The organism is Pantoea sp. Ap-967, from assembly GCF_011752565.1.
GTDB lineage: Bacteria > Pseudomonadota > Gammaproteobacteria > Pseudomonadales > Pseudomonadaceae > Aquipseudomonas.
In genome coordinates, this window is record NZ_VWXK01000028.1 from 1 (window position 1) to 24,051 (window position 24,051).

Consider the following 24,051-nt stretch of genomic DNA (forward strand, 5'->3'; position numbering starts at 1 on the left):
GCTCGCGATGGGGCGCGCAGCGGCCCGAGGTTTTCAGCTTCGCGGCTCAGAGTGCCGGGGCTGCTCTGCAGCCCATCGCGAGCTACGCTCGCTCCTACCAGGCCCTGCGCCAACAACGCGGGTTGGCTTATTGCTGTCGTGCAAAGGCCACGGCAGCCTTGACTTGTTCCAGCGTAGGCCGCACCCCGTTGCGCGGACGCGGTAGGAGCGAGCGTAGCTCGCGATGGCGCGCGCAGCGGCCCGAGGTTTTCAGCTTCGCGGCTCAGAGTGCCGGGGCTGCTCTGCAGCCCATCGCGAGCTACGCTCGCTCCTACCGGGCCCTGCGCCAATAACGCGGGTTGGCCTATTGCTGCCTTGCAAAAGCCACGGCAGCCTTGACTTGTTCCAGCGTAGGCCGCACCCCGGTGTACAGCACGAACTGCTCAAGGGCCTGCAACGCGATCACCTCAAGCCCAGTGATCACCGGCTTGCCCAACGCCTCGGCACGCTGGATCAAGGGCGTGCGCGAAGGCATCGCCACCACGTCGAACACCCGCTCGGCAGCGGCAATGGCCTGCTCGGGGAACGCCAGTTCATCTGCCTCGGGGCCACCGGCCATGCCAATCGGCGTCACGTTCACCAGCATCGGCGGGCACAGGTCGCCCAGTTCACGCACCCAACGGTAGCCGCACACATCCGCCAGTTGCCGGCCGGCCTGCTCGTTACGCGCGACGATGATGCCTTCGGCAAACCCCGCATCGCGCAGGGCGCTGGCCACGGCCTTGGCCATGCCGCCGCTGCCACGCAAGGCAAAGGCAGTGGCCGGGTCGACACGGTGCTGCTCCAGCAACTGGCGCACCGCCAGGTAATCGGTGTTGTATGCCTTGAGGTGGCCGCCGGTATTGACCAAGGTATTGACCGATTCGATGGCCGCTGCCGACGGGTCGATTTCATCCACCAGGGCCATGCACGCTTCCTTGTAGGGCATCGACACCCCGCAACCACGGATGCCCAGGGCGCGGATACCGGCCACGGCGGCCGGCAGGTCGTCGGTGGTCATGGCCTTGTAGTAGTAGTCCAGGCCCAGCTGCTGGTAGAGGTGGTTATGAAAGCGCACACCGAAGGTGCCCGGCCGCCCGGCCAGGGAGATGCACAACACGGTGTTTCTGCTAGGAGTTGTCGCCATAAACCGGTCCTTCTTCATGACTGAAACGTTTGTGCAGCGTACCAGAGCCAACCGCTGGTCGTCCCTTACACAACCTTTACCCTTCCCCTGTGCTCAGTTGACGATAACTGCGGTCATAGTAACAAGGCCCCAAGCGAGGGGTTTTCTACGAGGAAGTCCCATGAACCGTTTCATCCCCGGAATCGCCCTGCTGGTAGGCGCCCTGGCCATCAGCGGGCAGGCCTCCGCCCACGGTGGTGGCTGGTATGGCCCTGGCCCGCTGCTTGGCGCAGCCGTGGTCGGTGCCGTGGTTGGAGCGACAGTCAGCGGCGGCCACGACCGGACCGTCTATGTAGAGCGTCAGCCTGCCTACTACGGGCCGCCCCCGGTGTATGTCCAGGCGCCGCCACAGCCCGTCTATTACCAGCCGTACTACGTGCCGGCGCCGCCACCTCCGGTGTACCGCACCTACGGCCCACCACCGGTGTACTACGGTCCGCCTCGCTGGTAACCGTTGATGGAATCAATGAACACTATTGAGCGGGTCGATTTCAAAGCGCCGCGGCGGCTGGGTAAGGTAGTGCCATGTTTCACAGGAGGTCCCCATGGCCACTATCCAGATCATGTCCGTCATCGGCAGCGCCGTACCCGCCACCTTGCGTAAACAAGGCCTGCTGGCCTGCTGGTACCTGGTGCGCAATGGCGAAGCGGTCAGTGGCCCGATGGCCAGCCGTGCGTCTGCCCAGGCCCTGGCCGCCCAATTGCAGGCCGACTGCCTGATCGCCTGACCGAATTTGTTGTGCGTTGCTCTCTCCACCTCTCTGACCCGCTCCCTGGCGGGTCTTTTTTTGCCTGCTCGCGCCTACCCGCCAGCCCCCCCGCCCAAGCACCGAAAAACCGTTACAGCATGAAGCTTTTTTCATTTCGATAGGGTGAATCAACGAGCAATCGACAGCACTTCGACCATACTCCACAATGCAGCGGTTTCCTGGGGGAAAACCCTTGCACAGCCAACGACATACCAACTTTTAGTGAGCCTCAACGTGAAAACATCCCTGTCCATCCTCAGCCTGCTGCTGTTGCTCACAGGTACCGCGACTCTACCGTCGACCGCTGCTGCACAACCCCCGGCCCAGGTTCAACGCGACCCATCCAAACTGCACCTGGCCTCCGGCAGCGCCCTGCTGATCGACCTCAACACCAACCAGGAACTGTATTCGAGCCACGCCGACCGCGTGCTGCCCATCGCGTCGGTGAGCAAACTGATGACGGCGATGGTGGTGCTGGACGCCAAGCTGCCCATGGATGAGATGCTCACCATGACCATCGCCAACAACCCAGACATGAAAGGCGTGTATTCGCGCGTGCGCCTGGGCAGCGAGCTGAACCGCCGCGAAACCCTGCTGATTACCTTGATGTCCTCGGAAAACCGCGCCGCCACCACGCTGGCCAACCACTACCCGGGCGGCTACCCGGCCTTCATCAAGGCGATGAACGCCAAGGCCCGCGCCCTGGGCATGAGCCACACCCGCTACGTGGAGCCGACCGGCCTGTCGACGCAGAACGTGTCCACTGCCCGCGACCTGGGCAAGTTGCTGATGGCTGCGCGCAAGTACCCGATGCTCAGCGAGCTGTCGACCACCCGCGAGAAAACCGTGGCCTTCCGCAAGCCCAACTACACCCTGGGCTTCCGTAACACCGACCACCTGGTGAACAAGAGCAACTGGGACATCAAGCTGACCAAGACCGGCTTCACCAACGAAGCCGGGCACTGCCTGGTGCTGCTGACGCGCATGGACAACCGCCCGGTGGCCATGGTGATTCTCGACGCGTTCGGCAAGTACACCCACTTCGCCGATGCCAGCCGCCTGCGCCAGTGGTTGGAAACCGGTGCGACCAAGCCGGCCCCGGCAGTGGCCCTGCAGTACAAGTCGGACCGTCAGAACAAGGGCCGCCTGGCCTCGGAGTAAACCGACCCAAGCGGCCTTGCTGCCTGACGGCAAGGCCGCTTACCGGCTTGCCTCAGGCCTGGGTATCGACCACGCTGCCGGCACTGCTGCCACCACTTTCCTGCAGCGCCGTCAGCAGCTGCGCAGTAGCGGCCAGGATCTCGCCGTTGAGCGTGGCGACGTTGGCCTGCTTGGCGCTGATCTGCGCAACCTTGGCGACATCGTCGCTCTTCTTCGCCATCAACTCGGCCAGTTGCTTCTGCTCGTCGGCCAACTGCTTCTGCAGCTTCTTGATCATCTCGCGCAGTTGCTTGATGTGCGACGGCTCATCGCTGTCGCTGCTGTCCTTGGCGCCGCCTGCGCCACCGGCGCCCTGGGCCTGGCCGTTGCTGCGCAGGGACGAGGTGTCGACCTGCAGCGAACCGCTGCCCGACTCCTCGGTGTCGGCCGCCTGGGTGGCCGTGGTGGCGGTTGTGGCCTGGGCCGATGGGTTGCTGATACTGATTGCCGCGATACCTACCATGTCGTTCTCCCTGTGTTGCGATGGGTCCTTGAGTTGACTTGCGTATCGGCTGAACCGCGCAAACCTTTAGCCCGGCATTCACCCCGGATGACCAGCGTTCAGTAAATTCCCCCTCCCTTGGCTCGTTCCACCCAATGAACCCACGCAGGCGCCGGAGCCCCGGCGTTCGCCAACATTTGCCCACTATGGAACCGCAGCCATGAGCCAGTCTGCACACCCGGAAAGTATCAAGGACCTGATCGGCGTGGGCTTCGGCCCCTCCAACCTGGCCCTGGCCATCGCCCTGGAAGAGCTTGCGCAAACCCAGGGCCACGCGCTCGACGCGCTGTTCATCGACAAACAGCAGGACTACCGCTGGCACGGTGAAACCCTGGCCACCCAGAGCGAACTGCAGATTTCCTTCCTCAAGGACCTGGTTTCGCTGCGCAACCCCACCAGCCCCTACAGCTTCGTCAATTACCTGCACCAGAAGCAGCGCCTGGCCGACTTCATCAACCTGGGCACCTTCTACCCCTGCCGCCTGGAGTACAACGACTACCTGCGCTGGGCCGCCGAGCACTTTGCCACCCAGGCCGTGTACGGCGAGCAGGTGCTGCGCATCGAGCCGGAAGTGAAAGCCGGCCGCGTCGAGCACCTGCGCCTGGTGTCGCGCGACAGCCAGGGCCGCGAATACACCCGCCGCACCCGCTCGGTGGTGGTAGGCAGCGGCGGCACGCCGAAAATCCCGGAGAAATTCGGCGCGTTCAAGGACGATCCGCGGGTATTCCACCACTCCCAGTACCTGAGCAGCCTGAACAAGCTGCCTTGCAGCGCCGGCAAGCCGATGCGCATTGCCGTGATCGGCTCCGGCCAGAGCGCCGCCGAGGCATTCATCGACCTCAACGACAGCTACCCGTCGGTGAAGGTCGACATGGTGCTGCGCGGCTCGGCACTCAAGCCGGCGGACGACAGCCCGTTCGTCAACGAAATCTTCTCGCCCGACTACACCGACCTGGTCTACAACGAGCCGGCCGACCAGCGCGCCAAGCTGGTGGGCGAATACCACAACACCAACTACTCGGTGGTCGACCTTGACCTGATCGAGCGCATCTACGGCATCCTCTACCGGCAGAAGGTTGCCCACCAGTTCCGTCACAACGTGCTGTGCCGTCGCCAGGTGGAAGCCGTGGTCGCCACCCGCGACGGCATCGAACTGACCCTGCGCGACCTCGCCACCGGCCAGCAGCAAACCCACCGCTACGATGCCATCATCCTCGCCACCGGCTACGAGCGCAGCTCGCACCGTGACCTGCTGGCCCCCCTGGCCGAGTACCTGGAAGACTTCAAGGTCGACCGCAACTACCGCGTGCTGGCCAGCCCGCAACTGCAGGCCTCGGTTTACCTGCAAGGCTTCTGCGAGAACAGCCACGGCCTGAGCGACACCCTGCTGTCGGTACTGCCGGCCCGGGCCGCCGAAATCGGCCAGGCGTTGTACCAGGACCTGGCCCACCTGCACGGCAAACCCCAGCCCAGCGTAGCGCTGACCAGCGCCTGACCCGCCCCCCTCACACAGCCGGCAACGTGCCCCGCACGCTGCCGGCTGTGTGCCATCTGAAACATTTGCTTGCACTTAAACTGGCAGGATTTCCATTCTCATTCGTCCTTATCAATGCAGCCAATCAGGTTGGGCGTAGGCTCGACCGCTCATTTGCAGAAGACGGACCGATGGCCAAACCTCCGAAAAAATCCAAATCCAAGCTGTGGTTCCTGGTGCACAGCTGGCTCGCCCTGCCGATCTGGTTCTTTGTCCTGATCGTGTGCTTCACCGGCATGCTTGCCGTGGTCAGCCAGGAGATCGTCTGGCTGGCCAACCCCGACGTGCGCGCCAACCCGCCGGACGACGCCACCGAACGGCTGAGCTACCAGCAGGTGCTCGATGCCCTGCACAAGGCCGAACCAGACTTGGTGGTACGCTCGTTGCGCGTGCCCGACGGCTCGCATTTCGCCCTCAATGCCGGGGTCACCTACCCCGATGGCACCAGCCCTACCCTCTACATCAACCCCTACACCGGAGCAATCCAGGGCAAGGTGCCGGACTTCAACTTCGAAGCCTTCACCCGGGCGCTACACGGTTGGTGGCTGGTGCCCTTCACCAATGGCTTCAGCTGGGGCTGGTACCTGGTATCGCTGCTGGGCTTGCCGATGCTGGCCTCGCTGGTAACCGGGCTGGTGGTCTACAAGAAGTTCTGGAAAGGCTTCTTCAAGCCAGTGCGCACCGGCCACGGGTCGCGCATTTTCTGGGGTGACCTGCACCGCCTGGCGGGGGTGTGGTCGATCTGGTTCATTGCGGTGATTTCCATCACCGGCACCTGGTTCCTGATCCAGGCCATTCTGTTCGACAACCACATCACCATTTCCAGCCGCCCGATCGTGCCGGTGATTGCCCGCGAGGACGTACCGCAGATGCCCGATGGCAGCCCTGCCCCACGCATCGACCTGGACGAAGCGGCGCGCATTGCCGGGCTGGCGGTGCCCGGGCTGGAAATCAACTTCATCAGCTTGCCCGCCACCGCCTACAGCCACATCAACTTGAGCGGCCCGGGCTGGTACCCCTTGATGTTCCAGAGCGCCACGGTCAACCCGTACACCCGCAATGTCGACAGCCAGTTCCTGATCAGCGACCGCTCGGCCCTGGAGTTCGTGACCGAGTCCATGCGCCCCCTGCACACCGGCGACTTCGGCGGCCTGCCCATCAAGCTGGTGTGGTTCTTCTTTGGCCTGGTCCTCACCCTGCTGGTGCTCAGCGGCCTGCTGATCTGGACCAAGCGCACCGCCCAGGCCACCGCTGCCGCGCTCAAGCGCAGCGAACGTGCACCACGCCCCCGCCACCGTGAAACCACCCTGGAGACCCAGCCATGAGCCAGGCCCCGGCCCACAGCAACGCCCGCCCAGGCAGCGCACTCAAGCAATGGTGGCTGAAGTGGCGCTTTCACCTGAACATCCTGCTGATCCTGATTCCGCTGGGCTTCATGCCCAAGTACTTCGCCGATGCCAAGCTGTTTCGCGGCGATGCCGGGCTGGGCGTGAACGTGATTCGCGACATCCAGGTTGGCCCCTACCACCTGGACCTGGCCGAACTGCGCGATGAAGCGCCACGCGCCGACGGCCCAGCGGGCCACTTCAAATCCTTCAATGCAGCGCTGTGCAAGGCCTGCATCCAGGAGGTCAAGGCCGTTTACCTGCGCATCGGCAAGCCGCGCAGCCTGCGCGCCGCCGGCACCATCTTCTTCGGCGCGCCCTACCGCATGGGCACCAACCTGCCGATTCCGCCACGCACCAAAGCCGACGCCCAGGTGTGGATCACCGTCGAAGGCTGGGACGGCAGCATGCACCAGGCCGCCGTGGCGCTGGCCAAGGCTTCGCCGGCGACCGTGGCCTGGCTCGAAAAACAAGGAGGCAAATGATGAACACCCTGATCCGCAGGCTTGCCCTGCCCCTGCTGGTGCTGGGCGCAGGCCCTGCCCTGGCGCACAACCCGATGTGCGAGTGCGAGGACATCGCCGGTGGCCAGGTCAAGTGCACAGGTGGTTTCTCCGATGGCAGCGGCGCCCCGGGGGTCACCCTCGATGTGATCGGCTACGACGAACAGGTGCTGGTCGGCGGCAAGCTCGGCGATGACTCGACCTTGACCTTCAAGCGCCCGGACGGGGAGTTCTACGTGCTGTTCGACGCAGGCCCCGGCCATGTGGTGGAAGTGGACCACGCCGATATCGCCCAGCCATGAGTAGCCCAACCTTGAGCAGCCCAACCCAGGGCCGCACCCAGCGGGTGCGCCCCGCCGGTGCCGGGCACGAAACCCTCTACGTGCTGCTGGCCAGCCTGCTGATCATGCTGCTGGCCGCCGGCGTGGTCTGGCTGCGCGGCGAGCGCGAAGACGAACAGGCCATCGCCAGCCACCAGATCGACGCGCGCCGCGACCTCAGCGCCGCCGAACAGGGCATCTACACCGACCTGCGGGTGGCCTTCGACGAAATCCTGCTGCTGCGCGAGGAGTCGGCCAGCACCCCCGACGTGCAGGCGCTGGCCGATGAAGGCCTGCCACCGTTCGTGGTCGATGCCGGCAGCCAGAGCCGTGGCAACCACCAGTGGCAATGGCTGCCCAGCGGCGCCTACCTGGGCCACAGCCAGGCCCCGCAGGTGGCCGGCAGTTTCCTGCTGATTCTGCCCGGCGACAGCACAGGCCAGGCCGATGTCTGGCTGCGCCGCGACAGCGCCGCCCTGGCCCCGGACGACCTCGGCCAGGCCGCACTGATTGCCGCCGGCTGGCAACAGGTGGTCAGCCACTACGACGCCGGGGTTACCCGCGAACACCGTCACTGAACCCAAGGACTCTCCCCATGCTCCGCAAAGCCCTCGCCCTGCTCCTGGCCTGCGCCTTGCCCGCCCTGGCCCAGGCCGACAGCGGCAAGCCCCTGCGCATCGGTATTACCCTGCACCCGTACTACAGTTATGTCAGCAATATCGTCGGTGACAAGGCCGAAGTGGTGCCGCTGATTCCGGCAGGCTTCAACCCGCATGCCTACGAGCCGCGTGCCGAAGACATCAAGCGCATCGGCACCCTGGATGTGGTGGTGCTCAACGGCGTGGGCCATGACGACTTTGCCGACCGCATGATCGCCGCCAGCGAAAAGCCGGGCGTGCCCACCATCGAGGCGAACCAGAACGTGCCGTTGCTGGCCGCCACCGGCATCGCGGCCCGCGGCGCTGGCAAGGTGGTCAACCCGCACACCTTCCTGTCGATCAGCACCACCATTGCCCAGGTCAACAACATCGCCCGGGAACTGGGCAAGCTCGACCCGGACAACGCCAAGTTCTATACCCAGAATGCCCGCGCCTACGCCAAGCGCCTGCGTGCGCTGCGCGCCGAAGCCCTGGCCAAGGTCACCGAGGCCCCCGCCGCGACCTTCCGCGTGGCCACCATCCACGCGGCCTACGACTACCTGGTGCGAGACTTCGGCCTGGAAGTGACCGCCGTGGTGGAGCCTGCCCATGGCATCGAGCCGAGCCCGGCGCAGTTGAAAAAGACCATCGACCAGCTCAAGGCACTGGATGTGAAGGTGATTTTCTCGGAAATGGATTTTCCTTCGGCCTATGTGGAAACCATCCAGCGTGAGTCTGGCGTTCGCCTGTACCCGCTGACGCATATTTCCTACGGCGAATACACCAAGGACAAGTACGAGGTGGAGATGAAGCGCAACCTCGACACGGTGGTTCGTGCCATTCAGGAGAACCGCGCATGACCGCGGCCGCCACCCTCGCCGTGCCTCGCGGGCCGCGCATCGAGTTCGCCGGCATCGACCTGACCCTGGGCCGCACCCGCATCCTCGACCAGGTGCGCTTCGGCGTCGCCGCCGGCAGCGTGCACGCCATCGTCGGCCCCAACGGCGGCGGCAAGAGCTCGCTGATCAAGACCCTGCTCGGGCAAATGCCGCACCAGGGGGAACTGACCCTGCATTGGTCGGGCGAGCAGCAGGTGATCGGCTACGTCCCCCAGGCGCTGGAGTTCGACCGGGGCCTGCCCATGACCGTCGATGACTTCATGGCTGCCATGTGCCAACGGCGCCCGGCTTTTCTTGGCCTTTCACGGCGCGTGCAACCGGCGGTGGAAGCGGCGCTGGCGCGGGTCGGCATGCTCGACAAGCGCAAACGGCGCATGGGCGCGCTGTCCGGGGGTGAGCGCCAGCGCGTGCTGTTGGCCCAGGGGCTGATTCCCGAGCCGCAACTGCTGGTGCTCGACGAGCCGATGTCGGCACTCGATGAAGCCGGTATCCAGGTGTTCGAGCAGTTGCTGCAGGGCTGGCGCCAGGCCGGCACCACCGTGTTGTGGATCGAGCACGACCTGCAAGCCGTGCTGCGCCTGGCCGACCGGGTCACCGGGCTGAGCCGCCGGGTGCTGTTCGACGCACCGCCCGCCGAAGCCCTGACCCCCGAGCGCCTGCTCGGCCTGTTCTCCGTTCACCCACGTAGCGAGAGCCTTGCCTGATGAGTTTTGAAGCCTTCCGCCAATGGGTCCAGGGTTGGGCCGATGCAGGCGTGCTGCCGGAGGCGCTGGCCTACGGTTTCGTGGTCAACGCCCTGCTTGCCGGGCTGATGATCGGCCCGGTACTGGGGGGCCTGGGCACCTTGGTCGTGGTCAAGCGCTTTGCCTTCTTCAGCGAAGCAGTGGGCCACGCCGCGCTCACCGGCGTGGCCATCGGCATCCTGCTCGGCGAGCCCTACACCGGGCCCTACGGCAGCCTGTTCGGCTACTGCCTGCTGTTCGGCATCCTGCTCAACTTCCTGCGCAACCGCACCGGGCTGGCCCCGGACACGCTGATCGGCGTGTTCCTTTCGGTGTCGCTGGCCCTCGGCGCCAGCCTGCTGCTGATGCTGGCCGGCAAGATCAACGTGCATATCCTCGAAAACGTGCTGTTTGGCTCGGTGCTGACCGTCAGCGCCCAGGACCTGGTGGTGCTGGGCATCGTCGCGGTACTGGTGTTGGCATTGGCCCTGCCGCTGTACAACCGCATCATGCTGGCCAGCTTCAACCCGCAACTGGCGGCGGTGCGCGGGGTGGCAGTGAAAACCCTGGACTACCTGTTCGTGGTGCTGGTGACCCTGGTGACGGTGGCGTCGGTGAAAGTCATCGGGGCCATTCTGGTCGGTGCATTGCTGGTGATTCCGGCGGCTGCCGCACGCCTGGTCAGCCAGTCGCTGAAGGGGTTCTTCTTCATCTCGGTGCTGATCGCCACCCTGAGCACGCTGCTGGGCATCCTGCTGCCGATCACCCTCGACCTGCCGGTGCCCTCGGGCGCCGCGATCATCCTGGTGGCGGGGATCTGCTTTGCCCTCGCTGCCCTGGCCCGCGCCCTCGTTCCCCGCCTGCAAGGAAACCCGGCATGACCCTGAAACAGCTGACGCTGGCCTTCGCCTTGAGCGGCGCGGCCAGCCTGGCCAGCGCCACCGAAGTGCTGACCACCCTGCCCGTTACCCACAGCCTGGCCAGCGCCCTGCTGGCCGGCACCAGCGTGCAGCTTACCCGCGCCGCCCCGGCCAATCTGCCGGCCAGCCGCCAGCCCTCGTACTTCAGCAGCCGCGGTGCTGCCGGCCTGGCCAAGGCCGCGCACAAGGCTGACGCGGTGATCGGCGTGCGCTCGATCTGGCGTGACGACCCGCTGTACCCGATGGCCCGGCGCAGCAACATTCGCATTGTCGAGATCGACGCGGCGCGGCCGGTGGACGGCGCACTGCCGGGCATCGCGGTCAGCGGCGATGACGCCTATGCCGGCTACCCCTGGCTGCACCCGACCAACCTTGGGCGCATGGCCGATGTACTGGCCAATGACCTGGAACGCCTGGCACCGGCGGACAAAGCGAAAATCCAGGGTAACCTGGCCGCGCTCAAGCGCCAGTTGCTGGAAGTGGCGGCGGCCAGCCAGGTGAAGCTGGCCGAGGTGGACAATTTGAGCGTGGTCAGCCTGTCGGAGCGGCTGGGGTACCTGGCCAGCGGGTTGAACCTGGATGTGGTGGAGCAGCCCTTGCCGCCGGATGGCAAATGGGATGCCGCCGCGTTGAAGGCGCTGGGGGAGAACCTGAAGGCGCAGGACGTGGCCTTGGTGCTGGATCACCGGCAGCCGGAGGCGGCAGTGGTTCAGGTGATCGAGGCGGCCGGGGCCAAGGTGCTGGTAGTGGAGAGCGATGCCGAGGATACCGTGGCGGGACTCAAGGCCAGTGTCGAGGACGTGGTCGGTGCGTTGAGCGAGGGGTGATGTTGCCTGTGATGGCCCTTTCGCGAGCTGCGCTCGCTCCTACCAGGGGTCGCAAAACCCGGTAGGAACGAGCGCAGCTCGCGAAAGGGCGCCACAGGCTAATGCTACCGTTTCAGGCACCGCTGATAGCGCTCATCCACCCGCCCGGCAAACCACGCCGTGGTCAGCTTGCGGGTGATCTTCGGGCTTTTCAGCTCGATTCCCGGCAGCACCGCCCGCGGCACGGCCTTGCCCGCCGCCGCGTCAGCCAGGGCGAACACCCCGTGGTACAGCGTGCTGTCCTCGAACGCCAGGCGGTCCCCCAACGCCAACTGGCTGCGGATCTGCGGGTTGCGCAGCCCCAGCTTCACCCCCAGCTTGCGCGCCGCCTGCTCGGTGCTGCCCGGCATGATCGCCCCCGGCGCAATCAGGTCGCCATCGAGCGCCAGCGAGGCCCCCGTCACCCGGCTCAAGGCTGCCTGGAACGCCGCGTTGCGGCTGGCGTACCAGCCGGCATTGAAGTCGGCAAAACGGTACAACGGGCGCTCGTAGTGCGCTGGGTAGCCGAGCAGGTGGGCGATGCCGAAGTACATGCCACCCCGGCGGCTGAACACCTCCTGGCGAATAGTGCCGTCATAGGTGTAGGGGTAATCCTTGGCATGCTGCTGGGCAAACTCGACACTGACCTGCATCGGCCCGCCGGTGTGCACCGGGTTCAACCCGCCCAGCAAGGTGTTGCCCATCGGCAGGCGGGCGATGAACTCGTCGTACAGCGCGCTCAGTTGTTTCTCGCTGCGCACCGCCAGCAGCCGCTGCTGGTAGCTCTGGCCATTGCCGGAGGGCGTCTTCAACGCAGCGTCCACCAACAGCGTGGGAATATGCAGGCGCGCCGCGCGGCGGTCGATCTCGCTGCGGGCGATGCGCCCCAGGTTGGGCACCTGCGGGTCGGCGTTGAAGGTCGATTCCTGCTCGGTCACCGCCAGCACGGCGCACAGGTTGCTCTTGCTCGGGGTAATGCCCTGGGCCTCGAACGCCGTCTGGATGTCCGTGGCCCAGCCTTCGCGGTCCTTGGCCTGGGCCGGCAGCAAGCGCAGCAGCTGCGCGCGCACCGTGGCCGGGCTTGCCTCGGGCGTTTCTTCCCCATGGCGCCCGGCACACCCCTGCAGCAGCGCCAGGGCCAGCAGCCCTGCCGCCAGCCGCCGGCCGTTCAGGGCTGCTCACCGACCAGGTAAGCCTTGCTGATGTGGCGGAACTGCGGGTGGCTGGCGCTGCCCATCAGTTCGAACAGCACCATCTCGCGGGTCACCACCTGCGCCCCGGCGTCGCGCATGCGCGCAATCCCGGCAGCCTTGCTGGCGGCGGTGCGGCTATCGCAGGCATCCTCGACCACGAACACCTGCTTGCCCAGCGCCAGCAGGCCGAGCACGGTCTGCAATACGCACACGTGGGTTTCCATGCCGCACACGATGACCTGTTCGCGGCCCATCAGGCTGGCGGGCAGGCACTGGGCAGCCACACAGGAGAAATGGGTCTTTTCCACCACCTGGGCGCCAGGCGCGGCAGCCAGCAGCTCAGGCAAGGTGTGGCCAAGGCCTTTGGGGTATTGCTCGGAGATCACCACCGGCAGCTCCAGCTCGGTGCTGGCGGCCAGCAACCAGCAGGCCCGGGCGCGAGTGCCCTCAGGGTCGCCCATGGCGTTGATGAGTTTTTCCTGGATGTCGACGACCAACAGCGTGGCCTTGAGAGGATCGATCAGCATTGTCTGCCCTTAACCTGGGAAAAGCCCTAGCCTCCCCCAGGCACGCGGTGGCGTCAATCAGGCCGACAGCCTCAACGGTTCCAGGGAGGCCGCAAGCGTGGCCAGCACCTGGTCTTCGTGCTCGTGGATGAAGAAGTGCCCACCGGGGTACATCTGCACGTCGAACGCGCCATGGGTTTCCTTGCCCCAGGCCTGCAGTTGCTCCGGGTTGGCACGGTCGTCTGCGCCGCCCAGCACCTGCACGGGGCACGACAGCGTGGGGCGCTCGCGGTAGGCATAACGGCCGCAGAGCAGGAAGTCGGCACGCAGGATCGGCAGGGTCAGGCTCATCAACTCGGCATTGGCCAGCACTTCCTCGGGCGTGCCGTTGAGTTCACGCAGCTCGTGCTTCAACTCATCGTCGCTCTTGGGGTCGCGCCAGTTCTTGCCGTCGTAGTCTTCGCGCCGGGTGGGCGCCGCCGTGCCGCAGGCAAACAGCGCCAACGGTGCCGGGCAGCCGAGTGCCAGCAGTTCGTGCGCCAGCTCGAAGGCCAGCAACGCCCCCAGGCTGTGGCCGAGCAAGGCATAGGGCGCGTGGGTGCACAGGCGCTGCTCGGCCGCCAGTTGACGGGCCAGCGCCTGCATGTCGGTTTGCAGGGGTTCGCCCATGCGCGCGCCTCGCCCGGGCAGTTCGACCGGGCGCACCTGCAGCCAGGCTGGCAGCTTGCGCCGCCAGCGGCTGTAGACCATCGCACTGGCCCCCGAATACGGCAGGCACAGCAGGTTGACGGTGGTCACTGGGCAGCAGCTTCGGCCATTTTCTGGCGCAGGCTCAGCGGGCGCATGTCGGTCCAGACTTCGTCGATGTAGGCCAGGCATTCCTTCTTCAAGCCGCTCTTGCCCACGGCGCGCCAGCCGTTGGGGATCGCCTTGTAGTCGGGCCAGATGGAATACTGCTCTTCGTGGTTGACCACTACCTGGAACTGGATATCGTCGCGGTCGAATACGGAAGTCATTGCCGGTCTCCTTGAATGAATGGTGCCGCTACGGGGGATGGCGTAGGGGGGCTTTCAAGTAGACGTGGGAAGGTTTGGAAAAATTAGTTACGACGCCATATTGCGCCATGCGCCAAAGCATTCGCGCTCAATCCCCCAGGCCTCACTGGCCCGAAACAAACAACGTAGGAGCGAGCAAAGCTCGCGATGCGCCGCGCGGGCGGCGCTCGATCTCACAGTCGCCACCCACCTAACGCCAACCACCTCAAGCATCCCGAAGCAAATCGTGGGCATCAAGCAACCGAAACGCCACCTGCGGATTACGCTCCAACCCCCGGCGAATCGCCGCCGGGATCGACTGCCGGGTCCTGCGGCACAACCCAGGCTGGGCATCGAGCTCGATCACGATCCCGCGCATGGTACGCACCTCATTGAAGCCGGGCACGATATGCACGCGGATGCCCAGGTTTTCATACAACCGCACCTGCAGGCGTTGCAGGTCTTCAAGGTCCTTGAGGTTTTCCAGGCGCTCAAGCAGGCGCTTTTCCTCCTGGCGCGTGAGCAGGAGGATGCGCTGGGCTGCAGGCGGGTGCTCGGCCAGTTGCTCTCGGCCGCAATCACAGGCGCCAGGGGGGCAGGGTTGGCGAAGCGCAGGGGCGGTGGTCATGGCCCTAAGCATAGCCCCACTCGCCCGGCCGCGGCCAAGCCACCTTCCGCGCGCCGAAAAACTTTCCTGCCAGGATAAAAAATTTCACAAACCGCTGGACCACCACCCCTCAATTCGCCTATAAATCGCCAAAAGGAAATTTATATTCCTACCAAGAAACACTCTTCGCTGCTCGCGAAACCTCTTTTGCCCTTGTGCCGACCTGCCCCACTCCATCACGAGGCCTATCCGACATGCACCCCGCTCCCGATCACTTCATCCTGCGCGTCAGCTGCCCGGCGGTGTCCGGCATCGTCGCCGCGGTGACCACCTACCTGGCCGAGCACGGTTGCTACATCAGCGAGATGGCGCAGTTCGACGACGAGGACAATGGCCGCTTCTTCATGCGTGCCGTATTCCGCTACAACACCGGGGTCAGCGGTGACACCCCACAACTGGAAGCCGGTTTCGCCGATGTGGCCCGGCGCTTCGACATGGACTGGAGCCTGCACAGCAGCGCCCGGCCGCTGCGCGTGCTGCTGATGGTCAGCAAGTTCGACCACTGCCTGGCCGACCTGCTGTACCGCCACGCCAAGGGCGAGCTGGACATGCAGATCACCGCGGTGGTGTCCAACCACCTGGACCTGCGCCCAATGGCCGAGCGCCAGGGCATTCGCTTCGTCTACCTGCCAGTGACCAAGGACACCAAGGCAGACCAGGAAGCGGCGTTGATGCGCATCGTCGAGGACACCGGCACCGAACTGGTGGTGCTGGCGCGCTACATGCAGATTCTGTCCGACGACCTGTGCCGCCAGCTGTCGGGCCGGGCAATCAACATCCACCACTCGTTCCTGCCCGGCTTCAAAGGCGCCAAGCCCTACCACCAGGCCTACCAGCGTGGGGTCAAGTTGATCGGCGCCACCGCCCACTACGTCACCAGCGACCTCGACGAAGGGCCGATCATCGAGCAGGAAGTGCAGCGCGTTGACCACGCCTACGCCCCGGACGACCTCGTGGCGATTGGCCGGGACACCGAAACCATCGCCCTGTCCCGCGCGGTGAAGTACCACCTCGAACACCGGGTGTTCCTCAACCACGACCGCACGGTGATCTTCAAATGAACGCCATTCCCAGCATCAAGCTGATCGACGGCAAGGCCACCGCGGCGCGGGTGCTGGCCGAAGTTCGCGAGCAAGTTCAGGCCCTGCGCCAGGGCGGCTTGCAACCGGGGCTGGCCGTGGTGCTGGTGGGAGCCGACCCCGCCAGCCAAGTGTATGTGCGCAACAAGGTGCTGCGCGCCGAGGAGGTGGGCATTCGCTCGCTGGAGCATCGCCTGCCGGCCGACACCACCCAGGCCCAGTTGCTGGCCCTGATCGACCGCCTCAACCGCGACCCCGAGGTCAACGGCATCCTCGTGCAACTGCCCTTGCCCGCGCAGGTCGATGAACACCGCATTCTCCAGGCGATCAGCCCGTTGAAGGACGTGGACGGCTTCCACAGCCAGAACGTCGGCGGCCTGGCCCAGGGCCGTGACGTGCTCACCCCCTGCACGCCCAGCGGCTGCATGCGCCTGCTGCGCGATGCCTGCGGCGATTTGCGCGGCAAGCACGCGGTGGTGGTCGGCCGTTCGAACATCGTCGGCAAGCCCATGGCCGCCCTGCTGCTGCAGGCCGACTGCACGGTGACCGTGGTGCATTCGCGCAGCCACGACCTGCCGGCGCTGTGCCGCCAGGCCGACATCGTCGTCGCGGCGGTGGGCAAGCCACGGTTGATTGGCGCCAGCTGGCTCAAGCCGGGCGCGGTGGTGATCGATGTGGGCATCAACCGTATCGAGGAAGGCGGCCACAGCCGCCTGGTGGGCGATGTCGACTTCGCCGCCGCCCTGCCCCAGGTCGCCGCCATCACCCCGGTGCCCGGCGGCGTCGGCCCAATGACCATCGCTTACCTGATGAAAAACACCCTGCTCGCCCTCGACCTGCAGCAACAGGCCGCCCACCCGGAGCGCATCCCATGCCTTTCGCCCTGCTGAAATACGGCCTGAGCGCCGACTACCCGGTGGAAGTCGACCTGCCGCCACCCTGTGAATTGAAGCCGCGCTATGACGTGGTGATCATCGGCGGCGGCGGCCACGGCCTGGCCATCGCCTATTACCTGGCCAAGTACCACGGCGTGACCAACGTTGCGGTGCTGGAAAAGGCCTACCTGGGCGGCGGCAACACGGCGCGCAACACGGCGGTGATCCGCTCCAACTACCTCACCTCCGAAGGCGTGCGCTTCTACGCGGAATCGGTGCGGATGTTCCAGAACCTGTCCAACGAGTTCGACTTCAACATCATGTACTCCGAGCGCGGCCAGCTCACCCTGGCGCACACCGACGCCACCGTGCGCGCCTTCCGCCAGCGCGCCGAGGTCAACAAACACTTTGGCGGGCGCACCGAGATGATCGACCGCCAGCAGATCCGCGAGCTGGTGCCCAGCCTGAACCTGGACCCCGGCCACCTGCCGGTGCTCGCTGGCCTGTGGCATATCGACGGCGCCACCGCGCGCCACGACGCGGTCGCCTGGGGTTATGCCAAGCAGGCCGCCAAGCGTGGCGTGGAGATCCATCAACTGACTGAAGTGCAGGACTTGCTGATCCGCAATGGCCGCATCGAAGCGGTGAAAACCAACCGCGGCACCGTGCAGTGCGGGTGCGTGGTGCAGGCGGTGGCCGGGGCCAGCTCGCAGCTGTTGGCCAAGGCCGGCATCCGCGCCCCCATTCACACCTACCCGTTGCAGGCCATGGTCACCCAGCCGTTCAAGCCGTTCCTCGACCCGCTGGTGAGTTCGTCGGCGCTGCATTGCTACGTGCAACAGACCAGCCGCGGCGAGATCGTCTTCGGTGGTGGCTCGGACCCCTACCCGCTGTACAACACCCGCTCCACCCTCGACCTCAAGGAAAGCCTGCTGGCCCACGCCATCGAGATGTTCCCGTTCATGGCCAACGCCAAGCTGATGCGCCAGTGGGCCGGGATCACCGACATGACGCCGGACTACAGCCCGATCATGGGCCTGTCGCCGGTCGAGAACTACTACCTGGACGCCGGCTGGGGCACCTGGGGCTTCAAGGCGACGCCCATCTGCGGCAAGACCATGGCCGAGCTGGTCGCCAGCGGCGGCAAGGTGCCGGGCATGATCGCGCCGTTCGCCCTGGAGCGCTTCAGCCGCTTCCAGCAAGTCAACGAAATGGGCGCCACCGCGGCCAGCCACTAGGAGCACCCTGATGAAAATTCTTACCTGCCCCTTGAACGGCCCGCGCAACATCAGCGAGTTCACCTACGGCGGCGAATTCAAGTACATGCCCGACCCGGCCACCTGCAGCGACGCCGAATGGGCCGACTACGTGTTCAACAGCGACAACCTGGCTGGCGTGGTCATCGAGTGGTGGCTGCACAACGCCTCCAGCTACTGGTTCCTGGCCGAGCGCCACACCGTCAGCGACCAGGTGCTGCGCACCTTCGACCCCAAGGAACTGTTCGACCGCCGCGTCGACTTCGCCCCAACCGCCACACCGGAGATCGCCGGATGAACAGCCACACTCGCCTCCCCGCGCCCATGGGCCTGCTGATCGACCGCGAGCGGCCCGTGCATTTCCAGTTCGACGGCCAGGCCTGCGCAGGCTTTGCCGGTGACAGCATCGCCAGCGCCCTGCTTGGCAACGGCCGCTGGCTGCTGTCGCGCTCATTCAAGTACCACCGCCCACGGGGCCCACTGAGCATGGCCGGGCAAGATGCCAACAGCCTGGTGCAGTTGCCTGACGAGCCCAACGTGCTGGCCGATATGGAAGCTGCCCGCGACGGCCTGGTGGTCGAAGGGCAGAACTTCAACGGCAGCCTGGAGCACGACCGCGACGCCTACCTGGGCAAGTTCTCGCGCTTCATGCCGGTGGGTTTCTACTACCGCTCGTTCTACAAGCCCAAGGGCATGTGGAAAGTGTGGGAGCCGCTGATTCGCAAAAAGGCCGGCCTGGGCGTGCTGAACCTCGATTTCAAGCCGCAGTATTACGACAAGGCCTACCTTTTTGTTGACGTGGCGGTCATTGGTGGCGGCCCGGCCGGCCTGCACGCAGCGCTGGATGCGGCCAACGCCGGGGCCCAGGTGCTGCTGGTCGAGCAGCAGCCGGTGCTCGGCGGCTCGCTGACCTACGCCCGCTTCGACATCGCCGGCACCCGCGCCGCCAGCCTGCGCCAGGAGTTGCTGGCCGCCGTTCAGGGCCACCCGAACATCCAGGTGCTGTGCGAGGCCACCTGCAACGGCTGGTTCACCGACAACTACCTGCCGGTGATCCAGCACAAGCGCCTGTACAAGGTACGCGCCACCCGCTGCCTGGTGGCGGCCGGTTCGTTCGACCAACCGGTGGTATTTCGCAACAACGACCTGCCCGGGGTAATGCTGACCAGCGCCGCGCAACGGCTGATGAAGCTCTATGCGGTGAAGCCTGGGCAGCGGGCGGTTGTCCTCACCGGCCACGATGACGGCTACCTGGCCGCCCTCGACCTGCAGGAGCAAGGCGTGGCCATCGCCGCTGTGGTCGACATGCGCGCCGCGCCCGGCGATGCCGCGCTAGCGGCTGAACTCAAACGCCGCGACATTCCCCTGCACCTGGGCAGCACGGTGTACGAAGCGCTGCACGAGGCGGGCATGCGCCATGTCACCGGCGCCGATATTCGCCCGATCACAGGCCAGGGCAAGGTGGGCGAACAGGGCCTGCGCGTAAGCTGCGACCTGTTGTGCATGTCGGCGGGCTACATGCCGGTGTACCAGCTGCTGTGCCAGGCCGGCGGCAAGCTGGCCTATGACGTGAACCGCGATGAGTTCGCCATCAGCAACCTGCCCGTGGGGCTGGATATCGCAGGCTCGGTGAACGGCCGCCATGCGCTGGCCAACGTCCTGGCCGACGCCACCCGCGCAGCTGCGCAAGCGCTGGCCGCGCTGGGCCTGCAGGCCCAGGCAGCGCCAACCTTCGTAGCCGAGGCCAAGGTGAACTTCCCCTGGCCGATCTTCCCCCACCCCAAGGGCAAGGATTTCGTCGATTTCGACGAGGACCTGCAAGTGCGCGATATCGTCAACGCCACGCGCAGTGGTTACCGCGACGTGCAGTTGGTAAAGCGCTTCTCCACGGTCGGCATGGGCCCGTCCCAGGGCCGCCATTCGGCGCTGCCCACCGCACGCCTGGTAGCCCAGGCCACGGGGCGTAGCATCAGCGAAACCGGGGTGACCACCGCCCGGCCACCGTTCCAGGCAGAGAAACTGGCGCATGTCGCCGGGCGCGCCTTCGACCCGTACCGGCAAACGCCGATGCACCGGCGCCACCTGCAAGCCGGGGCGAAGATGATGCCCGCCGGTATCTGGCAGCGCCCGGCCTACTACGGCCAGCCCGAGGAACGCGAGCGCTGCATGCAGGAAGAAGCCCGGCATGTGCGCGAGAAGGTCGGCCTGATCGACGTCTCCACCCTGGGCGGCCTGGATGTGCGCGGCCCGGACGCGGCCGAGCTGCTGGAGCGCCTGTACACCTTCGGCTTCGCCAAGCTGGCCATCGGCCGCACCCGCTATGCGCTGATGACCAACGAGCACGGCGTGGTGATTGACGATGGCGTGTGCGCCCGCCTGGCCGAGCAGCACTTCTATGTCACCGCCACCACCAGCGGGGTCGACCGCATCTACCAGCAGATGCTCAAGTGGAACGCCCAATGGCGCCTTGACGTGGACATCACCAACGTCACGGCGGCCCTGGCGGCGGTGAACCTGGCCGGGCCGCTGTCTCGCCAGGTGCTGGCCAAGGTGTGTGACGATGTTGACCTTTGCGCCGAGGCCTTTCCCTACCTGGGGGTGCGCCTGGGCAAGGTGGCCGGCATCCCGGCGCGCATCCTGCGGGTGGGTTTCGTCGGTGAGCTGGGCTATGAGGTGCACGTGCCGGCGCGCCACGCCGAACGCCTGTGGGATGCGCTGATGCAGGCCGGCACCGGCCTGGGCATTCGCCCGTTCGGGGTCGAAACCCAGCGCCTGCTGCGCCTGGAAAAAGGCCATGTGATCATCAGCCAGGACACCGATGGCATGACCCATCCCGCAGAAATCGACATGCAGTGGGCCATTGGCCGCAAGAAGCCGTTCTTCGTCGGCAAGCGCTCCATCGAGATCCTCGAAGCGCAGCCGCTCAAGCGCAAGCTGGTAGGTTTCACCTTGGCCAAGGGCAGCCCGCAGCCACTGGAGGGCCACCTGGTGCTGGACGGCGCCGATATCAGCGGCAACGTCACCTCCTGCGAATACTCCCAGACCCTGGGGCAAATCATCGGCCTGGCCTATGCCGGCGCCCACCAGGCGACCCCTGGCATGCACATCCCGATCCGCGTGGAGGGCGGTGTGATGGTCAATGCCAAGGTGGTGCCCTTGCCCTTCCATGATCCCGACAACCTGCGCCAGGAGCTCTGAGCCATGACCAGCCTGAAAGCCGAAGCCTTCATTCCACGCAGCCCCCAGGCCGGGCTGCAACAGGCCTGCGGCCTGACTGACCTGACTGAACTGGCGCGGGTGGGGTTTCGCGGCGCAGACAGCGCAGCGTACCTGCAAGCACGTGGCTATCGCCTGCCAGCGCTACCCAACCAGGCCCAGCGCCAGGACGACGGGAGCTGGGTGGCGCGCCTGTCGGCCAGCGAGTACCTGGTGCTGGGCAGCCTGGCCGACCACGGTGCGCGGGTGGCCGCCGATGAAGGTGAATGGGTGCAGGATGCCCGGCGCAATTACCTGCTACCGCGCCAGGACAGCCATGCCTGGTTGCAGTTGTGCGGCAGCCACTGCAGCGCAGTAATGGCCAAGCTGTGCGGCGTGGACCTGCGCCTGCCGGCGTTCCCGGTTGGCGCCGTGGCGCAGACGTCGGCGGCGCGGATCAATGTGATCGTGGTGAATGTGGGGAACGAGACGCTGCAGTTGCTGTTCGACCGGGCGTCGCTGGCGTATTTTCGTGACGCGGTGCTCGATGCCATGGCCGAGTTTGGCGGGGGGATGTGTTGAGGGGCTGATGGCGCTATCGCGACCTGCGGTCGCTCCTACCCAGGAAATCGCGTCTCCCGGGTAGGCTGCCCCGGCTTTAAAGCTGCACCAACCGCTCGCGCAGGAAACTCACGAACCCCTGCACCGGCCGCGCCACCTGCCGGTGCTGCGGGTACACCGCCGACAACTGCAACGCCGGCGTCACCCACTCATCCAGCACGGTGACCAGGCGCCCATCCGCCAGCGCCTGGCCAACGATGAAGGTGGGCAAGTACGTCACCCCCATCCCGGCAATCGCCGCGTCCCTCAGCATCTCGCCGTTGTTCGCACGCATGCGCCCAGCCACCTGGATCGCCTGGGCCTTGCCGCCCTGGCGGAACTGCCACTGCACCTGCCGCGAGTGCCCGTAGGGCAGGCAATCATGCCCGGCCAACTGCTCGGGCCGGGTGGGCACGCCACGGGCTTGCAGGTACGCGGGGCTTGCGCAATACACCCGCTCGACATCGGCAATACGCCGAGCGATCAGGCTGGAGTCCTCCAGCGCGCCAATGCGCAGCGCCAGGTCATAGCCTTCGCCGATCAAGTCCACGGCGCGGTCGCTAAGGTCCACTTCCACGTCCACCTGCGGGTGCAGTTGCAGGAACTCGGTCAGCAGGCAGCCCAGGTGGGCCATGGCGAACGACAACGGCGCACTCAGGCGCAGGGTGCCGCGCAGGGCCTGGGCCTGGCCGCTGATGTCGTGCTCCACCTGCTGCACCTCACCCAGCAGGCGCAGCGCCGACTGGTAGTAGTGCTGGCCCAGCGGGGTGGCGTCCAGGCGCCGCGTGGAGCGGTTGAGCAGGCGCACGCCAAGGCGCTCTTCGAGCTGCATCAGGCGCCGGCTAACCGATTGCTTGGACATGCCCAGGCGGTCGGCGGCGGCGGTGAAGCTGCCGGCTTCCATGACCTGGGCAAAGATGCGCATGTCTTCGTAGGGGTTCATTGTCTCGCTCTTAGTGACAGTCAAACGCTTTATAGCGGCTTTTTCCCGAAGCTGCATCTGCTTAATCTACACACAGGTTGCAGCGATGGCCCTGAAGGCCAGGCAAGACGCCAACTCCCAACACTTGAACAGAAAAGGATTCGACCATGAGCATTGTCCAAAAAACCCTCACCGCTTCCCTCCTCGCCCTGTCGGTGTCCAGCGCATTCGCCGCTGGCAGCCCAGGCGTCGAACAGCACACCCAGGCGTTCCTGCAAGCGCTGGAGCAAGGTGGCGGCAAGCCGCTTGAACAGCTCAGCCCGAAAGACGCCCGCGCCGTACTGACCGGTGCCCAGGCATCGGTCAAGGTCGACCTGTCCGGTATCGAGGTGAAGCAGCGCAGCATCCAGGCCAACGGCCAGTCGATCACGCTGCAGGTGGTGCGCCCGGCCAATGTCAAAGGTGACCTGCCGGTGTTCATGTTCTTCCACGGCGGTGGCTGGGTGCTGGGCGACTTCCCGACTCACCAGCGGCTGATCCGCGACTTGGTGGTGGGTTCCGGTGCAGTGGCCGTGTACGTGGACTACACCCCATCGCCTGAGTCGCACTACCCAACGGCGATCAACCAGGCCTATGCCGCGACCCAGTGGGTGGCCGAGCATGGCAAGGAAATCGGCGTGGACGGCAAGCGCCTGGCCGTTGCCGGTAACAGTGTCGGCGGCAACATGGCGGCGGTGGTCGCACTCAAGGCCAAGGAGGCCGGCACCCCGGCCCTGCGCTTCCAGCTGCTGCTGTGGCCGGTGACCGATGCCAGCTTCGAAACCGGCTCGTACAAGCAGTTCGCCGAGGGGCACTTCCTGACCACTGGGATGATGAAGTGGTTCTGGGACAACTACACCACCGACGCCAAGGCCCGGGAACAGATCTACGCTTCGCCGCTGCGCGCCACGCCTGAACAACTCAAGGGCCTGCCGCCAGCGCTGGTGCAGACCGCCGAGTTCGATGTGCTGCGCGATGAGGGTGAGGCCTATGCCCGCAAGCTGAATGCCGCCGGCGTGACCGTGACCTCGGTGCGCTACAACGGGATGATCCATGACTACGGGCTGCTGAACCCATTGAGCCAGGTGCCGGCGGTGAAGGCTGCGATGAGGCAGGCGGCTGGGGAATTGAAGGTTCATTTGCAATAAGCAAACCTGGGGCTGCTTCGCAGCCCATCGCAGGCAAGCCAGCTCCTACAGGCCAACGCTACGCCTGTAGGAGCTGGCTTGCCTGCGATGGGCCGCAAAGCGGCCCCAGTTACTTG

Annotated in this window: 27 protein-coding genes; 19 read left to right on the forward strand and 8 right to left on the reverse strand. The window is 65.8% G+C overall.

Annotated elements, in window-relative coordinates:
* Positions 1–343: 343 nt before the first annotated feature.
* A complete protein-coding gene (locus F3J45_RS23165) occupies positions 344–1,165 on the reverse strand; it encodes a shikimate 5-dehydrogenase (protein ID WP_167068491.1) in 822 nt (273 codons plus the stop codon).
* A gap of 160 nt (positions 1,166–1,325) precedes the next feature.
* Between F3J45_RS23165 and F3J45_RS23170 the strand changes: the two genes are divergently transcribed.
* The 3 genes from F3J45_RS23170 (at position 1,326) to pbpG (ending at position 3,114) form a co-directional block, all read left to right on the forward strand.
* Positions 1,326–1,655, forward strand: a complete 330-nt coding sequence (locus tag F3J45_RS23170) for a hypothetical protein (RefSeq protein ID WP_167068494.1) — start codon at positions 1,326–1,328, stop codon at positions 1,653–1,655.
* A gap of 94 nt (positions 1,656–1,749) precedes the next feature.
* Positions 1,750–1,932 (forward strand): hypothetical protein, encoded by a 183-nt coding sequence (locus tag F3J45_RS23175; protein ID WP_167068498.1) that lies wholly within the window; start codon positions 1,750–1,752, stop codon positions 1,930–1,932.
* 255 nt (positions 1,933–2,187) lie between these two features.
* Complete coding sequence (pbpG, locus tag F3J45_RS23180; protein WP_167068501.1) at positions 2,188–3,114, forward strand: D-alanyl-D-alanine endopeptidase; 927 nt, start codon at positions 2,188–2,190, stop codon at positions 3,112–3,114.
* A gap of 52 nt (positions 3,115–3,166) precedes the next feature.
* Here the strand turns inward: pbpG and F3J45_RS23185 are convergent, their stop codons facing one another.
* Positions 3,167–3,616, reverse strand: coding sequence for a hypothetical protein (locus tag F3J45_RS23185; protein WP_167068504.1), 450 nt, complete (start codon positions 3,614–3,616; stop codon positions 3,167–3,169).
* A 199-nt stretch (positions 3,617–3,815) separates the two neighbouring features.
* Between F3J45_RS23185 and F3J45_RS23190 the strand changes: the two genes are divergently transcribed.
* From F3J45_RS23190 to F3J45_RS23230, 9 genes are all read left to right on the forward strand, one after another.
* Positions 3,816–5,150, forward strand: coding sequence for a lysine N(6)-hydroxylase/L-ornithine N(5)-oxygenase family protein (locus F3J45_RS23190; protein WP_167068507.1), 1,335 nt, complete (start codon positions 3,816–3,818; stop codon positions 5,148–5,150).
* Positions 5,151–5,320: 170 nt separating this feature from the next.
* Complete coding sequence (locus F3J45_RS23195; RefSeq protein WP_167068510.1) at positions 5,321–6,514, forward strand: PepSY domain-containing protein; 1,194 nt, start codon at positions 5,321–5,323, stop codon at positions 6,512–6,514.
* A complete protein-coding gene (locus tag F3J45_RS23200; RefSeq protein WP_167068513.1) occupies positions 6,511–7,059 on the forward strand; it encodes a thiamine pyrophosphate-binding protein in 549 nt (182 codons plus the stop codon). The genes F3J45_RS23195 and F3J45_RS23200 overlap by 4 nt, the downstream gene beginning before the upstream one ends.
* Positions 7,059–7,379, forward strand: coding sequence for a hypothetical protein (locus tag F3J45_RS23205; protein WP_167068516.1), 321 nt, complete (start codon positions 7,059–7,061; stop codon positions 7,377–7,379). Before F3J45_RS23200 ends, F3J45_RS23205 begins: the two co-directional genes overlap by 1 nt.
* A gap of 11 nt (positions 7,380–7,390) precedes the next feature.
* Positions 7,391–7,975, forward strand: coding sequence for a DUF6162 family protein (locus F3J45_RS23210; protein ID WP_205299835.1), 585 nt, complete (start codon positions 7,391–7,393; stop codon positions 7,973–7,975).
* 17 nt (positions 7,976–7,992) lie between these two features.
* Complete coding sequence (locus F3J45_RS23215; RefSeq protein WP_167068522.1) at positions 7,993–8,895, forward strand: metal ABC transporter substrate-binding protein; 903 nt, start codon at positions 7,993–7,995, stop codon at positions 8,893–8,895.
* Positions 8,892–9,638 carry a metal ABC transporter ATP-binding protein gene (locus F3J45_RS23220; RefSeq protein WP_167068525.1) on the forward strand — a complete coding sequence of 249 codons (747 nt, stop codon included), beginning with the start codon at positions 8,892–8,894 and terminating at the stop codon, positions 9,636–9,638. Before F3J45_RS23215 ends, F3J45_RS23220 begins: the two co-directional genes overlap by 4 nt.
* Positions 9,638–10,537 carry a metal ABC transporter permease gene (locus F3J45_RS23225; protein ID WP_167068528.1) on the forward strand — a complete coding sequence of 300 codons (900 nt, stop codon included), beginning with the start codon at positions 9,638–9,640 and terminating at the stop codon, positions 10,535–10,537. The genes F3J45_RS23220 and F3J45_RS23225 overlap by 1 nt, the downstream gene beginning before the upstream one ends.
* Positions 10,534–11,403: a metal ABC transporter solute-binding protein, Zn/Mn family gene (locus F3J45_RS23230; RefSeq protein ID WP_167068531.1), complete on the forward strand. Its 870-nt coding sequence runs from the start codon at positions 10,534–10,536 to the stop codon at positions 11,401–11,403. The genes F3J45_RS23225 and F3J45_RS23230 overlap by 4 nt, the downstream gene beginning before the upstream one ends.
* A gap of 104 nt (positions 11,404–11,507) precedes the next feature.
* On the opposite strand, the gene F3J45_RS23235 is transcribed toward F3J45_RS23230, so the two are convergent.
* The 5 genes from F3J45_RS23235 to F3J45_RS23255 form a co-directional block, all read right to left on the reverse strand.
* Complete coding sequence (locus F3J45_RS23235; RefSeq protein ID WP_205300653.1) at positions 11,508–12,593, reverse strand: DUF1615 domain-containing protein; 1,086 nt, start codon at positions 12,591–12,593, stop codon at positions 11,508–11,510.
* Entirely contained in the window at positions 12,590–13,141 is a 552-nt protein-coding gene (locus F3J45_RS23240) for a hydrolase (protein ID WP_167068534.1), read from the reverse strand. Before F3J45_RS23240 ends, F3J45_RS23235 begins: the two co-directional genes overlap by 4 nt.
* Positions 13,142–13,198: 57 nt before the next feature.
* Positions 13,199–13,918 carry an alpha/beta fold hydrolase gene (locus F3J45_RS23245; protein ID WP_167068537.1) on the reverse strand — a complete coding sequence of 240 codons (720 nt, stop codon included), beginning with the start codon at positions 13,916–13,918 and terminating at the stop codon, positions 13,199–13,201.
* Positions 13,915–14,136 carry an MbtH family protein gene (locus tag F3J45_RS23250; RefSeq protein ID WP_016711157.1) on the reverse strand — a complete coding sequence of 74 codons (222 nt, stop codon included), beginning with the start codon at positions 14,134–14,136 and terminating at the stop codon, positions 13,915–13,917. Before F3J45_RS23250 ends, F3J45_RS23245 begins: the two co-directional genes overlap by 4 nt.
* Before the next feature lie 244 nt (positions 14,137–14,380).
* Positions 14,381–14,782 carry a hypothetical protein gene (locus tag F3J45_RS23255; RefSeq protein ID WP_167068540.1) on the reverse strand — a complete coding sequence of 134 codons (402 nt, stop codon included), beginning with the start codon at positions 14,780–14,782 and terminating at the stop codon, positions 14,381–14,383.
* Positions 14,783–15,015: 233 nt separating this feature from the next.
* On the opposite strand from F3J45_RS23255, the gene purU reads away from it, so the two are divergent.
* Genes purU through F3J45_RS23285 form a run of 6 tightly spaced genes read left to right on the forward strand, consistent with a single transcriptional unit; the run spans position 15,016 to position 21,808 of the window.
* Complete coding sequence (purU, locus tag F3J45_RS23260) at positions 15,016–15,882, forward strand: formyltetrahydrofolate deformylase (RefSeq protein ID WP_167068543.1); 867 nt, start codon at positions 15,016–15,018, stop codon at positions 15,880–15,882.
* Positions 15,879–16,790, forward strand: a complete 912-nt coding sequence (gene folD / locus F3J45_RS23265; protein WP_167068548.1) for a bifunctional methylenetetrahydrofolate dehydrogenase/methenyltetrahydrofolate cyclohydrolase FolD — start codon at positions 15,879–15,881, stop codon at positions 16,788–16,790. The genes purU and folD overlap by 4 nt, the downstream gene beginning before the upstream one ends.
* Positions 16,772–18,013: an FAD-dependent oxidoreductase gene (locus F3J45_RS23270; RefSeq protein ID WP_167068551.1), complete on the forward strand. Its 1,242-nt coding sequence runs from the start codon at positions 16,772–16,774 to the stop codon at positions 18,011–18,013. The genes folD and F3J45_RS23270 overlap by 19 nt, the downstream gene beginning before the upstream one ends.
* Positions 18,014–18,023: 10 nt before the next feature.
* Positions 18,024–18,329, forward strand: a complete 306-nt coding sequence (locus F3J45_RS23275; RefSeq protein ID WP_167068554.1) for a sarcosine oxidase subunit delta — start codon at positions 18,024–18,026, stop codon at positions 18,327–18,329.
* Complete coding sequence (locus tag F3J45_RS23280; protein ID WP_167068557.1) at positions 18,326–21,229, forward strand: FAD-dependent oxidoreductase; 2,904 nt, start codon at positions 18,326–18,328, stop codon at positions 21,227–21,229. Before F3J45_RS23275 ends, F3J45_RS23280 begins: the two co-directional genes overlap by 4 nt.
* A gap of 3 nt (positions 21,230–21,232) precedes the next feature.
* Positions 21,233–21,808 (forward strand): sarcosine oxidase subunit gamma, encoded by a 576-nt coding sequence (locus tag F3J45_RS23285; RefSeq protein WP_167068560.1) that lies wholly within the window; start codon positions 21,233–21,235, stop codon positions 21,806–21,808.
* 76 nt (positions 21,809–21,884) lie between these two features.
* Here F3J45_RS23285 and F3J45_RS23290 read toward each other — a convergent pair whose 3' ends face one another.
* Positions 21,885–22,769, reverse strand: coding sequence for a LysR family transcriptional regulator (locus F3J45_RS23290; RefSeq protein ID WP_167068563.1), 885 nt, complete (start codon positions 22,767–22,769; stop codon positions 21,885–21,887).
* Positions 22,770–22,915: 146 nt separating this feature from the next.
* Between F3J45_RS23290 and F3J45_RS23295 the strand changes: the two genes are divergently transcribed.
* Positions 22,916–23,935 carry an alpha/beta hydrolase gene (locus tag F3J45_RS23295; protein ID WP_167068566.1) on the forward strand — a complete coding sequence of 340 codons (1,020 nt, stop codon included), beginning with the start codon at positions 22,916–22,918 and terminating at the stop codon, positions 23,933–23,935.
* The last annotated feature ends 116 nt before the right edge of the window (positions 23,936–24,051 follow it).

Excerpts from the sequence above, each read along its gene's own strand:
- F3J45_RS23165 (WP_167068491.1), bottom strand. The coding sequence starts at position 1,165 with ATGGCGACAACTCCTAGCAGAAACACCGTGTTGTGCATCTCCCTGGCC.
- F3J45_RS23175 (WP_167068498.1), top strand. The coding sequence starts at position 1,750 with ATGGCCACTATCCAGATCATGTCCGTCATCGGCAGCGCCGTACCCGCC.
- F3J45_RS23290 (WP_167068563.1), bottom strand. The coding sequence starts at position 22,769 with ATGAACCCCTACGAAGACATGCGCATCTTTGCCCAGGTCATGGAAGCC.
- F3J45_RS23190 (WP_167068507.1), top strand. The coding sequence starts at position 3,816 with ATGAGCCAGTCTGCACACCCGGAAAGTATCAAGGACCTGATCGGCGTG.
- F3J45_RS23295 (WP_167068566.1), top strand. The coding sequence starts at position 22,916 with ATGAGCATTGTCCAAAAAACCCTCACCGCTTCCCTCCTCGCCCTGTCG.
- F3J45_RS23185 (WP_167068504.1), bottom strand. The coding sequence starts at position 3,616 with ATGGTAGGTATCGCGGCAATCAGTATCAGCAACCCATCGGCCCAGGCC.
- F3J45_RS23240 (WP_167068534.1), bottom strand. The coding sequence starts at position 13,141 with ATGCTGATCGATCCTCTCAAGGCCACGCTGTTGGTCGTCGACATCCAG.
- F3J45_RS23230 (WP_167068531.1), top strand. The coding sequence starts at position 10,534 with ATGACCCTGAAACAGCTGACGCTGGCCTTCGCCTTGAGCGGCGCGGCC.
- F3J45_RS23255 (WP_167068540.1), bottom strand. The coding sequence starts at position 14,782 with ATGACCACCGCCCCTGCGCTTCGCCAACCCTGCCCCCCTGGCGCCTGT.
- F3J45_RS23285 (WP_167068560.1), top strand. The coding sequence starts at position 21,233 with ATGACCAGCCTGAAAGCCGAAGCCTTCATTCCACGCAGCCCCCAGGCC.
- F3J45_RS23170 (WP_167068494.1), top strand. The coding sequence starts at position 1,326 with ATGAACCGTTTCATCCCCGGAATCGCCCTGCTGGTAGGCGCCCTGGCC.
- purU (WP_167068543.1), top strand. The coding sequence starts at position 15,016 with ATGCACCCCGCTCCCGATCACTTCATCCTGCGCGTCAGCTGCCCGGCG.
- F3J45_RS23250 (WP_016711157.1), bottom strand. The coding sequence starts at position 14,136 with ATGACTTCCGTATTCGACCGCGACGATATCCAGTTCCAGGTAGTGGTC.
- F3J45_RS23270 (WP_167068551.1), top strand. The coding sequence starts at position 16,772 with ATGCCTTTCGCCCTGCTGAAATACGGCCTGAGCGCCGACTACCCGGTG.
- folD (WP_167068548.1), top strand. The coding sequence starts at position 15,879 with ATGAACGCCATTCCCAGCATCAAGCTGATCGACGGCAAGGCCACCGCG.
- F3J45_RS23195 (WP_167068510.1), top strand. The coding sequence starts at position 5,321 with ATGGCCAAACCTCCGAAAAAATCCAAATCCAAGCTGTGGTTCCTGGTG.
- F3J45_RS23280 (WP_167068557.1), top strand. The coding sequence starts at position 18,326 with ATGAACAGCCACACTCGCCTCCCCGCGCCCATGGGCCTGCTGATCGAC.
- F3J45_RS23220 (WP_167068525.1), top strand. The coding sequence starts at position 8,892 with ATGACCGCGGCCGCCACCCTCGCCGTGCCTCGCGGGCCGCGCATCGAG.
- F3J45_RS23200 (WP_167068513.1), top strand. The coding sequence starts at position 6,511 with ATGAGCCAGGCCCCGGCCCACAGCAACGCCCGCCCAGGCAGCGCACTC.
- F3J45_RS23275 (WP_167068554.1), top strand. The coding sequence starts at position 18,024 with ATGAAAATTCTTACCTGCCCCTTGAACGGCCCGCGCAACATCAGCGAG.
- F3J45_RS23215 (WP_167068522.1), top strand. The coding sequence starts at position 7,993 with ATGCTCCGCAAAGCCCTCGCCCTGCTCCTGGCCTGCGCCTTGCCCGCC.
- F3J45_RS23225 (WP_167068528.1), top strand. The coding sequence starts at position 9,638 with ATGAGTTTTGAAGCCTTCCGCCAATGGGTCCAGGGTTGGGCCGATGCA.
- F3J45_RS23205 (WP_167068516.1), top strand. The coding sequence starts at position 7,059 with ATGAACACCCTGATCCGCAGGCTTGCCCTGCCCCTGCTGGTGCTGGGC.